The 10,593-nt window shown below is 63.2% G+C and carries 23 protein-coding genes; all 23 read left to right on the top strand.

Annotated features, from left to right (window positions below):
- The first annotated feature begins 60 nt into the window (after nucleotides 1–60).
- Complete coding sequence (rpsJ, locus tag EA346_RS02635) at nucleotides 61–372, top strand: 30S ribosomal protein S10 (protein WP_006747221.1); 312 nt, start codon at nucleotides 61–63, stop codon at nucleotides 370–372.
- Nucleotides 373–486: 114 nt separating this feature from the next.
- Entirely contained in the window at nucleotides 487–1,131 is a 645-nt protein-coding gene (gene rplC, locus EA346_RS02630) for a 50S ribosomal protein L3 (RefSeq protein ID WP_296755281.1), read from the top strand.
- Between the two features lie 6 nt (nucleotides 1,132–1,137).
- Nucleotides 1,138–1,743 carry a 50S ribosomal protein L4 gene (gene rplD / locus EA346_RS02625; RefSeq protein WP_296755278.1) on the top strand — a complete coding sequence of 202 codons (606 nt, stop codon included), beginning with the start codon at nucleotides 1,138–1,140 and terminating at the stop codon, nucleotides 1,741–1,743.
- Entirely contained in the window at nucleotides 1,743–2,039 is a 297-nt protein-coding gene (gene rplW / locus EA346_RS02620; RefSeq protein ID WP_296755286.1) for a 50S ribosomal protein L23, read from the top strand. Before rplD ends, rplW begins: the two co-directional genes overlap by 1 nt.
- Nucleotides 2,040–2,042: 3 nt before the next feature.
- Nucleotides 2,043–2,864 carry a 50S ribosomal protein L2 gene (gene rplB / locus EA346_RS02615; RefSeq protein WP_296755276.1) on the top strand — a complete coding sequence of 274 codons (822 nt, stop codon included), beginning with the start codon at nucleotides 2,043–2,045 and terminating at the stop codon, nucleotides 2,862–2,864.
- A gap of 12 nt (nucleotides 2,865–2,876) precedes the next feature.
- Nucleotides 2,877–3,149 (top strand): 30S ribosomal protein S19, encoded by a 273-nt coding sequence (gene rpsS / locus EA346_RS02610; protein WP_296750290.1) that lies wholly within the window; start codon nucleotides 2,877–2,879, stop codon nucleotides 3,147–3,149.
- 10 nt (nucleotides 3,150–3,159) lie between these two features.
- Nucleotides 3,160–3,510, top strand: a complete 351-nt coding sequence (gene rplV / locus EA346_RS02605) for a 50S ribosomal protein L22 (protein WP_296755273.1) — start codon at nucleotides 3,160–3,162, stop codon at nucleotides 3,508–3,510.
- A gap of 2 nt (nucleotides 3,511–3,512) precedes the next feature.
- Nucleotides 3,513–4,193, top strand: coding sequence for a 30S ribosomal protein S3 (gene rpsC, locus EA346_RS02600; protein ID WP_296755270.1), 681 nt, complete (start codon nucleotides 3,513–3,515; stop codon nucleotides 4,191–4,193).
- A gap of 23 nt (nucleotides 4,194–4,216) precedes the next feature.
- Nucleotides 4,217–4,630: a 50S ribosomal protein L16 gene (rplP, locus tag EA346_RS02595; protein ID WP_296750284.1), complete on the top strand. Its 414-nt coding sequence runs from the start codon at nucleotides 4,217–4,219 to the stop codon at nucleotides 4,628–4,630.
- The gene (gene rpmC, locus EA346_RS02590; RefSeq protein WP_296750282.1) at nucleotides 4,630–4,824 is read left to right on the top strand and encodes a 50S ribosomal protein L29; all 195 of its coding nucleotides are present in this window, start codon (nucleotides 4,630–4,632) and stop codon (nucleotides 4,822–4,824) included. Before rplP ends, rpmC begins: the two co-directional genes overlap by 1 nt.
- A gap of 4 nt (nucleotides 4,825–4,828) precedes the next feature.
- A complete protein-coding gene (rpsQ, locus tag EA346_RS02585; protein WP_296755267.1) occupies nucleotides 4,829–5,095 on the top strand; it encodes a 30S ribosomal protein S17 in 267 nt (88 codons plus the stop codon).
- Nucleotides 5,096–5,125: 30 nt separating this feature from the next.
- Nucleotides 5,126–5,494 carry a 50S ribosomal protein L14 gene (rplN, locus tag EA346_RS02580; protein WP_006747232.1) on the top strand — a complete coding sequence of 123 codons (369 nt, stop codon included), beginning with the start codon at nucleotides 5,126–5,128 and terminating at the stop codon, nucleotides 5,492–5,494.
- Between the two features lie 8 nt (nucleotides 5,495–5,502).
- Complete coding sequence (rplX, locus tag EA346_RS02575) at nucleotides 5,503–5,820, top strand: 50S ribosomal protein L24 (protein WP_296755264.1); 318 nt, start codon at nucleotides 5,503–5,505, stop codon at nucleotides 5,818–5,820.
- Nucleotides 5,821–5,837: 17 nt separating this feature from the next.
- Nucleotides 5,838–6,377 carry a 50S ribosomal protein L5 gene (rplE, locus tag EA346_RS02570; RefSeq protein ID WP_296755261.1) on the top strand — a complete coding sequence of 180 codons (540 nt, stop codon included), beginning with the start codon at nucleotides 5,838–5,840 and terminating at the stop codon, nucleotides 6,375–6,377.
- An 18-nt stretch (nucleotides 6,378–6,395) separates the two neighbouring features.
- Nucleotides 6,396–6,701, top strand: a complete 306-nt coding sequence (rpsN, locus tag EA346_RS02565; RefSeq protein ID WP_296755259.1) for a 30S ribosomal protein S14 — start codon at nucleotides 6,396–6,398, stop codon at nucleotides 6,699–6,701.
- A 13-nt stretch (nucleotides 6,702–6,714) separates the two neighbouring features.
- Nucleotides 6,715–7,107, top strand: coding sequence for a 30S ribosomal protein S8 (gene rpsH / locus EA346_RS02560; RefSeq protein WP_296755257.1), 393 nt, complete (start codon nucleotides 6,715–6,717; stop codon nucleotides 7,105–7,107).
- Between the two features lie 10 nt (nucleotides 7,108–7,117).
- On the top strand, nucleotides 7,118–7,648 hold the full coding sequence (gene rplF / locus EA346_RS02555; RefSeq protein ID WP_296755255.1) for a 50S ribosomal protein L6: 531 nt from the start codon (nucleotides 7,118–7,120) through the stop codon (nucleotides 7,646–7,648).
- Between the two features lie 9 nt (nucleotides 7,649–7,657).
- Nucleotides 7,658–8,011, top strand: a complete 354-nt coding sequence (gene rplR / locus EA346_RS02550) for a 50S ribosomal protein L18 (protein ID WP_296755252.1) — start codon at nucleotides 7,658–7,660, stop codon at nucleotides 8,009–8,011.
- Nucleotides 8,012–8,038: 27 nt separating this feature from the next.
- Entirely contained in the window at nucleotides 8,039–8,545 is a 507-nt protein-coding gene (rpsE, locus tag EA346_RS02545) for a 30S ribosomal protein S5 (protein WP_296755250.1), read from the top strand.
- A gap of 2 nt (nucleotides 8,546–8,547) precedes the next feature.
- The gene (gene rpmD, locus EA346_RS02540; RefSeq protein ID WP_296755247.1) at nucleotides 8,548–8,727 is read left to right on the top strand and encodes a 50S ribosomal protein L30; all 180 of its coding nucleotides are present in this window, start codon (nucleotides 8,548–8,550) and stop codon (nucleotides 8,725–8,727) included.
- A gap of 2 nt (nucleotides 8,728–8,729) precedes the next feature.
- Complete coding sequence (gene rplO / locus EA346_RS02535) at nucleotides 8,730–9,161, top strand: 50S ribosomal protein L15 (RefSeq protein WP_296755245.1); 432 nt, start codon at nucleotides 8,730–8,732, stop codon at nucleotides 9,159–9,161.
- Between the two features lie 2 nt (nucleotides 9,162–9,163).
- Nucleotides 9,164–10,507 carry a preprotein translocase subunit SecY gene (gene secY, locus EA346_RS02530; RefSeq protein ID WP_296750258.1) on the top strand — a complete coding sequence of 448 codons (1,344 nt, stop codon included), beginning with the start codon at nucleotides 9,164–9,166 and terminating at the stop codon, nucleotides 10,505–10,507.
- A gap of 19 nt (nucleotides 10,508–10,526) precedes the next feature.
- Nucleotides 10,527–10,593, top strand: a 67-nt coding sequence (rpmJ, locus tag EA346_RS02525; protein ID WP_296755283.1) for a 50S ribosomal protein L36, incomplete at its 3' end; no start/stop codon positions are given.

Below are 10,593 nucleotides of genomic sequence, written 5' to 3'. Positions count from 1 at the left end.
TCGCGAAGGCGGTCGTACCGTCGGCGCCGGCGTCGTCTCCAAGATCATCGAGTGAGCAAAATGGCAAATCAGCGTATCAGAATTCGTCTCAAGGCCTTCGATCATCGTCTGATCGATCGTTCCGCCGCGGAAATCGTGGAAACCGCAAAGCGCACCGGTGCCCGGGTCAAGGGCCCGATTCCGCTGCCGACCAAGCGTGAGCTCTACACCGTCCTGATCTCGCCGCACGTGAACAAGGATGCGCGCGACCAGTACGAACTGCGGACCCACAAGCGTCTGATGGACATCCTCGATCCGACCGACAAGACCGTGGATGCGCTGATGAAGCTGGATCTGGCCGCAGGCGTAAATGTGCAGATCAGGCTTAACTAGTCTAAGGATTTCTGTCATAATGCGTGGCTTTCCGTGGCCCGGCGGGATTTGGTATCGCCGGGCCACGGCTTTAGAGCGCCCTCGGGGCGCGAGTGGATTACGAAGGGGTTAGCAATGTCTCTTGGACTCATCGGTCGCAAGCTTGGTATGACGCGGGTCTTTACCGAGGATGGCGCCTCCCTGCCGGTCACGGTGGTGCAGGTCGGCCACAATCGCGTGGTGCAGGTGAAGCGTGTGGACAGCGATGGCTACGACGCCGTGCAGGTGACCGCCGGCGCGCGCAAGCCGTCCCGGGTCAGCAAGCCGCAGGCCGGCCACTATGCCAAGGCATCGGTGCAGCCCGGGCGCGGTCTCTGGGAATTCCGTGTGGCCCCGGAGCAGCTCGACGGCTTCGCCATTGGCGACGAGATCGGCGTGAGTCTGTTCACCGATGGGCAGGTGGTCGATGTAACCTCGGAGAGCAAGGGGAAGGGCTTTCAGGGCGTGATCAAGCGCCACAACTTCCACATGCAGGACGCGACCCACGGCAACTCGCGCTCCCACCGTGCACCGGGTTCGATCGGTCAGAACCAGACCCCGGGCCGCGTGTTCAAGGGCAAGAAGATGGCGGGCCATATGGGCGCCGCCAGGACCACGGTACAGAATCTGAAGGTCGTGCGGGTCGATAACGACCGCGGGCTGCTGCTGATCCACGGTGCGGTGCCGGGTGCCCCGAGCGCCGATGTGATCATCCGGCCCGCCGTGAAGGCCAGGGGATAAGAAGACATGCAAGTGAATACCACAGATACGGCAGCTGCGGTGGACCTGTCCGCGGCGTGCTTTGAGCGCGACTTCAACGAGGCGCTGGTGCACCAGAGCGTAGTGGCCCATCTGGCTGGTGCGCGCGCTGGAACGCGTGCCCAGAAGGGCCGTTCCGAGGTCAGCGGCGGTGGGATCAAGCCGTTCCGCCAGAAGGGCACCGGCCGCGCCAGGGCCGGTACCATCCGCAGCCCGTTGTGGCGCGGGGGCGGCAAGGTCTTCGCGGCCAGTACCCGGGACTTCAGCCAGAAGATGAACCGGAAGATGTACCGCGCGGCGATGGCCTCGATCCTGTCGGAACTCCTGCGCCAGGATCGCCTCCGCTTCGTCGAGACCTTCTCGGTGGAATCCGGCAAGACCCGCGACGCGGTCGCCGCTCTGCGCCAGTTGGGCATGGAGTCGGGACTTATCGTCGTTGGTGATGACGATGCCAGTACCCGGCAGGCGCTGCGTAACGTCCCGCACATCCATATCGTCACGGCTGCGGAGATCAACCCGGTCGTGCTCGTTGCCGCCGAGACCGTGGTCATGACCACGGACGCGGTGAAGCGTGTAGAGGAGTGGTTGGCATGATGAACCAGCGTTTGCTGCAGGTGATTCTGGGACCTGTGGTCTCGGAGAAGTCCACCGCCGCGGGGGAAGTCGGCACGCATGTCTTCAAGGTGCTGCGCGATGCCTCCAAGACCGAAATCAAGCAGGCGGTGGAAAAGATCTTCGAGGTGAAGGTCGAGTCGGTCCGCACCCTGGTGCAGGACGGCAAGATGAAGCGTTTCGGCGGCCGCATGGGCCGGCGGAATCATTGGAAAAAGGCCTACGTCTCCCTCGCGCCAGGCGAGAAGATCGAGTTGGGCGAAGGGGAGCAGGTGTAAGTCATGGCGATCATCAAGACGAAACCCACCTCGGCCGGGCGCCGCCACGCGGTCAACATCCGGACCCCGGAACTGCACTCCGGTGCTCCCTACGGCCCGCTGCTGGAGAAGAAGGCGAAGAGCGGCGGCCGTAACAACCAGGGGCGCATCACCACCCGTCACATCGGTGGTGGCCACAAGCAGCACTACCGCATGGTGGATTTCAAGCGCAACAAGGACAATGTCCCGGCGGTGGTCGAGCGCCTCGAGTACGATCCGAACCGCAGCGCCCACCTGGCGCTGTTGAAGTACGCCGATGGCGAGCGCCGCTACATCATCGCTCCGAAAGGGCTGAAGGCCGGTGATCCCGTCATCAGCGGCAGCCAGGCCCCGGTCCGTATCGGTAACGCGATGGAGTTGCGTTCGATTCCGGTCGGTACCGTCGTGCACTGCATCGAGATGAAACCAGGCAAGGGTGCGCAACTGGCGCGCTCCGCCGGGACCTCGGTTCAGGTGGTGGCCCGCGAGGGGCGTCATGCGACGCTGCGACTGCGCTCGGGCGAGATGCGCCGGGTGTCGTCCGAGTGCCGGGCGGTGGTCGGGGAGGTCGGGAATTCGGAGCATAGCCTGCGCAAGTTCGGCAAGGCCGGCGCGAAGCGCTGGATGGGGGTCCGCCCGACCGTGCGCGGCACCGCGATGAATCCGGTGGATCACCCGCATGGTGGTGGTGAGGGCCGCAACTTCGGGCGTCACCCGGTGACTCCGTGGGGCGTGCCGACCAAGGGTTACAAGACCCGAAACAACAAGCGTACCGACGGCATGATCGTGCGTCGGCGGAAGAAGTAACGGAGTTCGAGCATGCCGCGTTCATTGAAGAAGGGCCCATTCGTCGATCATCACCTGTTGAAGAAGGTCGATGTCGCCGTGGAAAAGAACGACCGCCGCCCGATCAAGACCTGGTCGCGCCGGTCCATGATCATCCCGCAGATGGTGGGCTTGACGATGGCGGTCCACAACGGGCGCCAGCACGTGCCCGTTCTGGTGACCGAGAACATGGTCGGCCACAAGCTCGGCGAATTTGCCGCGACACGGACCTTCCGGGGTCACGTGGCCAACAAGAAGTCGCGTTAAGGAACTAGTGATGAAAACGGAAGAAACCATCGCGAAGCTGCGTTATGCCCGGATCTCGCCGCAGAAGGCGCGTCTGGTGGCCGACCAGGTCCGCGGCAAGAAGGTGGAGCAGGCCCTGAACGAACTCGCATTCAGCCCCAAGAAGGCGGCTGCGATGATGAAGAAGGTTCTGGAGTCCGCGATTGCCAACGCCGAGAACAACGACGGGGCCGATGTCGACGAGCTGCGGGTCAGCCGTGTACAGATCGACCAGGGCCCGACCCTCAAGCGGATGCACGCGCGGGCCAAGGGCCGCGGCAACCGCATTTTGAAGCGAACGAGCCATATCTTGATTGGCGTCAGTGAAACGGGGGCGAGATAGCCATGGGTCAGAAGGTACATCCGACAGGCATCCGCCTTGGCATCTCCCGTCCCTGGTCCGCCGTTTGGTACGAGGACGGCGACGCCTTTGGTCGCACCCTGAACAATGACCTGGAGTTGCGCGCCTTCCTGCGCAAGCGCCTGTCCCACGCGTCGGTCAGCCGGATCCAGATCGAGCGTCCCTCGCGGGCCGCGCATATCACCATCCATACGGCGCGCCCGGGGATCGTGATCGGCAAGAAGGGCGAGGATATCGAGGCGCTGCGCCGCGAGGTCGCGAAGCAGGGCGGGCTCGAGGTCAACAACGTCAAGATCAACATCGAGGAAATCCGCAAGCCCGAGATCGACGCCCAATTGGTCGCGGAGGGCATTGCGCAGCAGCTGGAACGCCGTATCATGTTCCGCCGCGCGATGAAGCGGGCGGTGGGCAATGCGATGCGACTCGGCGCCCAGGGCGTGAAGGTCCACGTCGCCGGCCGTTTGAACGGTGCGGAGATCGCGCGTTCCGAGTGGTACCGCGAAGGTCGCGTGCCGCTCCATACCCTGCGCGCGGACATCGACTACGGCTTTGCCGAGGCCAAGACGACCTACGGCGTGATCGGCATCAAGGTCTGGATCTTCAAGGGCGAGGTCTTCGGCCTGGACGGGTCCTCGTCCGAGGCCAAGCCCGCCAGCGCCAACTAGGCCCGCGCCAACAGGAATTTGACATGCTGCAGCCAAAAAGAACCAAGTTTCGAAAGCAGTTCAAGGGCAAGAACCGCGGCCTGGCCACGGTCGGCGCCAAGGTGAGCTTCGGGGAATACGGCCTTCAGGCCGTCGACCGTGGGCGCATCACCGCGCGCCAGATCGAGGCCGCACGGCGGGCGATGGTCCGCCACATCAAGCGCGGGGGCAAGATCTGGATTCGCGTGTTCCCGGACGTGCCGGTGTCCAAGAAGCCTCTTGAGGTGCGCATGGGCAAAGGCAAGGGCAACGTCGAGTACTGGGTCTGCAAGATCCAGCCCGGTCGTGTCCTGTACGAGATGGAGGGCGTTAGCGAGGAACTCGCGCGGGAGGCCTTTCGTCTGGCCGCTGCCAAGCTACCGATCAAGACCACGTTTGCCCGTAGGCAGGTGATGTAATGAAATTCGCCGAGCTGCAGAAGAAAACCGACGCGGAGCTGGCCACCGAGATGGACGGCCTTTATCAGGAGCAGTTTGCCCTGCGCATGCAGAAAGCCGTGGGCCAGCTGGCCCGTCCCGACCGTGTGAAGAAGGTCCGGCGTGAGATCGCGCAGATCAAGACGCTCATCAACGAACGCAAGTTGGCAGGGTAAGAACATGAACGACGAAGTGGCGAAGACTCAACGGTCGATCATCGGGCGTGTGGTGAGTGACAAGACCAGCAAGACCCGCACGGTGCTGGTGGAGCGCAAGGTGCGTCACCCGCTGTACGGCAAGTTCATCCGTCGCAGCACCCGGCTGTACGTCCACGACGAGGGCAACGAGTCCCGTGTCGGTGACACCGTTCGTGTGCAGGAGTGCCGGCCGCTGTCCAAGCTCAAGCGCTTCGCCCTGGTCGAAGTGGTCAGCCGCGCCACGGCCTGACCCTGCGCCTCATTCGTTGGAGAGTAAGTCATGATTCAAATGCAGACCGTTCTCGAGGCCGCCGATAACAGCGGCGCCCGCCGGGTGCAGTGCATCAAGGTGCTGGGTGGTTCGCATCGCCGGTATGCGCGGGTGGGTGACGTGATTAAGGTTAGCGTCAAGGACGCGATCCCGCGCGGCAAGGTCAAGAAGGGCGATGTGTACAACGCGGTGGTCGTGCGTACCGCGGCCGGCGTGCGCCGTCCCGACGGTTCGGTGATCCGCTTCGATCGCAACGCGGCGGTGCTGCTGAACAACCAGCTGCAGCCGATCGGCACCCGTATCTTTGGGCCAGTGACCCGTGAACTGCGTGGCGAGAAGTTCATGAAGATCATCTCGCTCGCACCCGAAGTCTTGTGAGGCAGGCAATGAAGAAGATTCGCAAGGGCGATGACGTCATGGTCATCACCGGCAAGGACAAGGGACGCCGCGGCACCGTGCTGCGCACGTTCACGGATAACCGTGTCCTGGTCCAGAACATCAATATGGTGAAGAAGCATCAGAAGCCGAATCCGAACATGGGTCGGACCGGGGGCATCATCGAAAAGGAGATGCCGATCGATGTTTCCAACGTCATGTTATTCAACCCGGGCTCCGCCAAGGGCGACCGGGTTTCCTTCAAGACCCTCGAAGACGGTCGCAAGGTTCGGGTGTTCCGCTCGAACGGCGAAGTCGTCGACGCATAAGGGCGGGAAAGAGAGCCATGGAACGTTTGAGAGCGCAGTACCGGGAGTCGGTTGTCCCGGCCCTCAGGGAAAAATTCGAGTACGGCAACGTGATGGAGGTCCCGCGCATCACCAAGGTGACCCTCAACATGGGGCTGGGCGACGCCGTCGCCGACAAGAAGGTGATTGAGCACGCCCTGTCGGACATGACCGCGATCGCCGGCCAGAAGCCGGTGGTCACCAAGGCGCGCAAGTCCATTGCGGGCTTCAAGATCCGTGATGATTATCCGATCGGATGCAAGGTGACGCTGCGGCGCGTGCGGATGTACGAGTTCCTGGACCGGCTGATCAACGTGGCGATACCCCGTATCCGGGACTTCCGGGGGTTCAGCCCGAAGTCCTTCGACGGTCGTGGCAACTACAGCCTGGGCGTGAAGGAACAGATCATCTTCCCGGAGATCGACTACGACCGTATCGACAAGCTGCGCGGGATGGATATCACCATCACGACCAACGCGAAAAGTGACGAGGAAGCCAAGGCGCTGCTTGAGGCGTTCCGCTTCCCATTCAGGCAGTAACCCGAGGTTCCCAAAGAGATGGCAAAGACTTCAATGATGATGCGCGAGCTCAAGCGCGCGAAGCTGGTGGAAAAATACGCCGCACGCAGGGTCGAGCTGAAGGCGAAGATCCTGGACGACTCCCTCCCCGGTGAGGAGCGTCTGGCGGCGATGCAGGCACTGCAGAAGCTGCCGCGTGATTCCAGCCCGGTGCGAAAGCGCAACCGTTGCGGCATCACCGGACGGCCGAAGGGCTACTATCGTCGATTCGGCCTCGGCCGCAACAAGCTGCGCGAGTTCGCGATGCGCGGCGAGATCCCCGGCCTGCGCAAGGCAAGTTGGTAAGGAGACAAGAACCATGATGACCGATCCGATTGCCGACCTGCTGACCCGTTTGCGCAATGCCCAGCGTGCCCAGAAGAAGACCGTCGCCATGCCCTACAGCCGCACCAAGGAGGCCCTCCTGAAGGTGTTCGCCGACGAGGGCTACATTGGCGACGTTGCGATCGAGGGCGAGGGCGCGGCCAGGGCGCTGCGCGTGACCCTGAAGTACTTCCAGGGGCGTGGCGTCATCGAGAACATCGAACGTATCAGCCGACCGGGCCTGCGGATCTACCGCGGCAAGGACGAACTGCCGAAAATCAACGCAGGCCTTGGTGTAGCGGTCATCTCCACCCCCCAGGGGATGATGAGCGACCGCGCCGCACGTGCCCTCGGGCAGGGCGGCGAAGTGCTCTGCAAGATCTACTGAGGAAACAGTCATGTCTCGGGTAGCAAAAAGACCGCTCGACCTGCCTGCAGGAGTTTCCCTGCAGGTCAGTGGGCAGGAAATCACCGTGAAGGGCCCGAAGGGGGTCATCACCATGCGTTGTCCGGAGGCCGTGGAGGTCTCGGTGGACGGTAGCGTCGCTTCCGTCGCGCCGGCCGCCAACGCCGAGAACAGCGCGCTGGCGGGGACGATCCGCTCGGTGCTGGGCAACCATGTGCACGGTGTGAGTCAGGGCTTCGAGCGTGGCCTGGAACTGGTCGGGGTCGGTTACCGGGCCCAGGCTCAGGGCAAGGTGCTGAATCTGTCGCTTGGGTTCTCCCACCCGATCGCCTTCGAGGTGCCGGAGGGGATCACGATCGAGACGCCGACGCAGACCGAGATCGTGGTCAAGGGCCACGACTGCCAGCAGGTTGGTCAGGTCGCCGCCAATATTCGCAGCTTCCGCCCGCCGGAGCCCTACAAGGGCAAGGGCGTGAAATACAAGGGCGAACGCATTCTTCGTAAAGAAGCCAAAAAGAAGTAGGGTAGATCCGTGGATAAGAAAGACTCGAGACTCAGAAGGGCGCGCCGCGCGCGTTTCAAGATTCGGGAGCTGGGTGTGCATCGACTGTGCATCCACCGTACCCCGAAGCACATGTACGCACAGGTCATCGGCCCCGGCGGTGACGCCGTGCTGGCTGCCGCATCCACGGTGGAGTCGGCCGTTCGTGCCGATCTCAAGTACACCGGCAACGCGGAAGCGGCCGCACAGGTGGGCAGGCTCATCGCAGAACGGGCTCGCGCAGCCGGTATCGAAAGGGTCGCGTTTGACCGCTCGGGGTTCCGCTATCACGGACGTGTCCAGGCGCTTGCCGACGCGGCCCGTGAGGGCGGCCTGCAGTTCTGATCAGACTCGATTCCAACGGAGACAGCAATGGCACGTCATGAACAAAGTGAAGCCACGGATGGCCTGCAGGAAAAACTGATCAGCGTCAATCGGGTGGCCAAGGTGGTCAAGGGCGGCCGGCAGTTCCGCTTCGCCGCACTGACCGTCGTCGGTGACGGTGAGGGTCGGGTCGGTTATGGCTATGGCAAGGCGCGCGAGGTCCCGCTGGCGATCCAGAAGGCGATGCAGCAGGCCCGCCAGAACATGACGAACGTGAGCCTCGATCAGGGAACCCTGCACTACGCGATCAAGGGTTACCACGGTGCGGCGTCGGTCTACATGCAGCCCGCTTCCGAAGGCACCGGGGTCATCGCGGGTGGCGCCATGCGTGCGGTGCTCGAGGTGGCCGGTGTCCGCAACGTGCTGGCCAAGTGCGTGGGTTCGCGCAACCCGATCAACGTGGTGCAGGCCACGATCAACGGGCTGTTGGCGGTAAACAACCCGGAACTCGTTGCCGCCAAGCGCGGCAAGACGCTCGAAGACATCAAGAGTTGAATATGGACAAGCTAAAGCTCACTTTGGTCCGCTCGACGGCGGGCCGTCTGGCGAACCACAAGGCCTGCGTACGCGGGCTGGGTCTGCGCCGGACGCAAAGCACCGCGGTGGTTGACGCCACCCCGGAGAATCTGGGCATGGTGCGCAAGGTCGCCTACCTGCTCAAGGTCGAGGAGGCCTGATCATGCGAATGAACGAATTGTTGCCGAATCCCGGCTCGCGCCCCGATGCGAAGCGCCGGGGCCGGGGGATCGGTTCGGGCCTCGGCAAGACCGGCGGACGTGGCCACAAGGGGCAGAAGTCCCGTTCCGGCGGCTACCACAAGGTCGGTTTCGAGGGCGGCCAGATGCCCTTGCAGCGTCGCCTGCCCAAGGTCGGTTTCCGCTCGCGCGTCAAGCATGCGACCGCCGAGGTCCGGCTGCACGAACTCGCGCTGGTCGACGGTGACGTCACCGTCGAGTCGCTGAAGGGCGCCGGCCTGATCCCGGGCAATGCCGAGCGCGTGAAGATCTTCCTCTCGGGTAAGCTCGAGAAGTCCTGCGTCCTGCGCGGCGTTGGGGTCACTGCTGGCGCACGCGCGGCCATCGAGGCCGCCGGCGGGCGTGTAGAGGAGTAGAGATGGCACGCGGAGCAGCAGCACGAGGTGCCGGGCTGAGCGGGTTCTCTGAACTCCGCCATCGTCTGCTGTTTGTGTTGGGCGCCCTGGTCGTCTACCGCATTGGTACATTCATTCCGGTTCCCGGAATCAACCCCGTGGCGGTCGCGAGCTTTTTCGACCAGCACAGCGGCACCATCCTCGACATGTTCAACATGTTCTCGGGTGGGGCGCTGGAGCGGCTCTCGATCTTTGCCCTCGGGGTCATGCCCTACATCTCCTCGGCGATCATCATGCAGTTGCTCGCCGCCACCGTTCCCCACCTGCAGCAACTGAAGAAGGAAGGGGAGTCCGGGCGGCGCAAGATTACGCAGTACACGCGCTATGGCACGGTTTTCCTGGCGCTGTTCCAGAGTATCGGGATCTCGGTCGCACTGAGTGGGCAGACCATCCAGGGCATGCCGATGGCACTGACGCCCGCGCACATCTTCATTCCGACGGTGGTGGTGTCCCTGGTCACCGGGACGATGTTCCTCGTGTGGCTGGGTGAGCAGATCACCGAGCGCGGAATCGGCAACGGGATCTCGATCATCATCTTCGCCGGGATCGTGGCGGGACTGCCGGCGGCGATCGGCGGTACTCTGGAGCTCGCGCGCACCGGTGAACTCGCCGCAGCCTTCGTGGTCATTCTGTTGGTGCTGGCCCTGGCGGTGACGGCGTTCGTCGTCTTCGTCGAGCGTGGGCAACGACGCATCACGATCAACTATGCGAAGCGCCAGGTCGGGCGCAAGGTGATCGGTGGTCAGTCCAGTCACCTGCCGCTGAAGCTGAACATGGCGGGCGTCATTCCCCCGATCTTCGCATCGAGTATCATCCTGTTCCCGGCGACACTGGGACAGTGGTTCGGGCAGGCCGAGGGCATGGGCTGGCTGCGGGAGATTTCGACCACGCTGGCGCCGGGTCAACCGCTCTATGTGACCTTCTATGCCGCGGCGATCATTTTCTTCTGCTTCTTCTACACCGCGCTGGTGTTCAATTCGCGCGAGACAGCGGAGAACCTGAAGAAGCAGGGCGCATTCGTGCCGGGTATCCGGCCTGGCGTGCAGACAGAGCGTTTCATCGACGGTGTGATGACGCGCCTCACGGCGGTGGGCGCGGTCTACATCACCGCCGTCTGTCTGCTGCCGGAGTTCCTGATCCTGTACTGGAATGTGCCGTTCTATTTCGGCGGGACTTCGCTGCTGATCATCGTCATCGTGACCATGGACTTCATGGCGCAGCTACAGGCGCATCTGATGTCCCACCAGTACGAAGGTCTGATGCGCAAGGCGAATCTCAAGGGTTTTGGCGGCAGCAACATCCGCTAGGTTTTTGGAGAACGAAGAAATGAAGGTAAGAGCATCAGTGAAGCCGATCTGCCGCAACTGCAAGCTGATCCGGCGTCATGGCGTGG

This window comes from Thioalkalivibrio sp., assembly GCF_007692535.1.
Taxonomy (GTDB): domain Bacteria; phylum Pseudomonadota; class Gammaproteobacteria; order Ectothiorhodospirales; family Ectothiorhodospiraceae; genus Thioalkalivibrio.
This window is presented reverse-complemented; position numbering and strand designations above follow the sequence as displayed.

What these genes read in the sequence shown, in the direction of transcription:
- rplC (WP_296755281.1), top strand. Translation starts at nt 487, where the DNA reads ATGTCTCTTGGACTCATCGGTCGCAAGCTTGGTATGACGCGGGTCTTT.
- rplX (WP_296755264.1), top strand. Translation starts at nt 5,503, where the DNA reads ATGAAGAAGATTCGCAAGGGCGATGACGTCATGGTCATCACCGGCAAG.
- rplB (WP_296755276.1), top strand. Translation starts at nt 2,043, where the DNA reads ATGGCGATCATCAAGACGAAACCCACCTCGGCCGGGCGCCGCCACGCG.
- rpsE (WP_296755250.1), top strand. Translation starts at nt 8,039, where the DNA reads ATGGCACGTCATGAACAAAGTGAAGCCACGGATGGCCTGCAGGAAAAA.
- rpsQ (WP_296755267.1), top strand. Translation starts at nt 4,829, where the DNA reads ATGAACGACGAAGTGGCGAAGACTCAACGGTCGATCATCGGGCGTGTG.
- rplN (WP_006747232.1), top strand. Translation starts at nt 5,126, where the DNA reads ATGATTCAAATGCAGACCGTTCTCGAGGCCGCCGATAACAGCGGCGCC.
- rplP (WP_296750284.1), top strand. Translation starts at nt 4,217, where the DNA reads ATGCTGCAGCCAAAAAGAACCAAGTTTCGAAAGCAGTTCAAGGGCAAG.
- rplW (WP_296755286.1), top strand. Translation starts at nt 1,743, where the DNA reads ATGAACCAGCGTTTGCTGCAGGTGATTCTGGGACCTGTGGTCTCGGAG.
- rpsJ (WP_006747221.1), top strand. Translation starts at nt 61, where the DNA reads ATGGCAAATCAGCGTATCAGAATTCGTCTCAAGGCCTTCGATCATCGT.
- rplD (WP_296755278.1), top strand. Translation starts at nt 1,138, where the DNA reads ATGCAAGTGAATACCACAGATACGGCAGCTGCGGTGGACCTGTCCGCG.
- secY (WP_296750258.1), top strand. Translation starts at nt 9,164, where the DNA reads ATGGCACGCGGAGCAGCAGCACGAGGTGCCGGGCTGAGCGGGTTCTCT.
- rpmC (WP_296750282.1), top strand. Translation starts at nt 4,630, where the DNA reads ATGAAATTCGCCGAGCTGCAGAAGAAAACCGACGCGGAGCTGGCCACC.
- rplO (WP_296755245.1), top strand. Translation starts at nt 8,730, where the DNA reads ATGCGAATGAACGAATTGTTGCCGAATCCCGGCTCGCGCCCCGATGCG.
- rplE (WP_296755261.1), top strand. Translation starts at nt 5,838, where the DNA reads ATGGAACGTTTGAGAGCGCAGTACCGGGAGTCGGTTGTCCCGGCCCTC.
- rpmD (WP_296755247.1), top strand. Translation starts at nt 8,548, where the DNA reads ATGGACAAGCTAAAGCTCACTTTGGTCCGCTCGACGGCGGGCCGTCTG.
- rplV (WP_296755273.1), top strand. Translation starts at nt 3,160, where the DNA reads ATGAAAACGGAAGAAACCATCGCGAAGCTGCGTTATGCCCGGATCTCG.
- rpsN (WP_296755259.1), top strand. Translation starts at nt 6,396, where the DNA reads ATGGCAAAGACTTCAATGATGATGCGCGAGCTCAAGCGCGCGAAGCTG.
- rpsC (WP_296755270.1), top strand. Translation starts at nt 3,513, where the DNA reads ATGGGTCAGAAGGTACATCCGACAGGCATCCGCCTTGGCATCTCCCGT.
- rpsS (WP_296750290.1), top strand. Translation starts at nt 2,877, where the DNA reads ATGCCGCGTTCATTGAAGAAGGGCCCATTCGTCGATCATCACCTGTTG.
- rpsH (WP_296755257.1), top strand. Translation starts at nt 6,715, where the DNA reads ATGATGACCGATCCGATTGCCGACCTGCTGACCCGTTTGCGCAATGCC.
- rplF (WP_296755255.1), top strand. Translation starts at nt 7,118, where the DNA reads ATGTCTCGGGTAGCAAAAAGACCGCTCGACCTGCCTGCAGGAGTTTCC.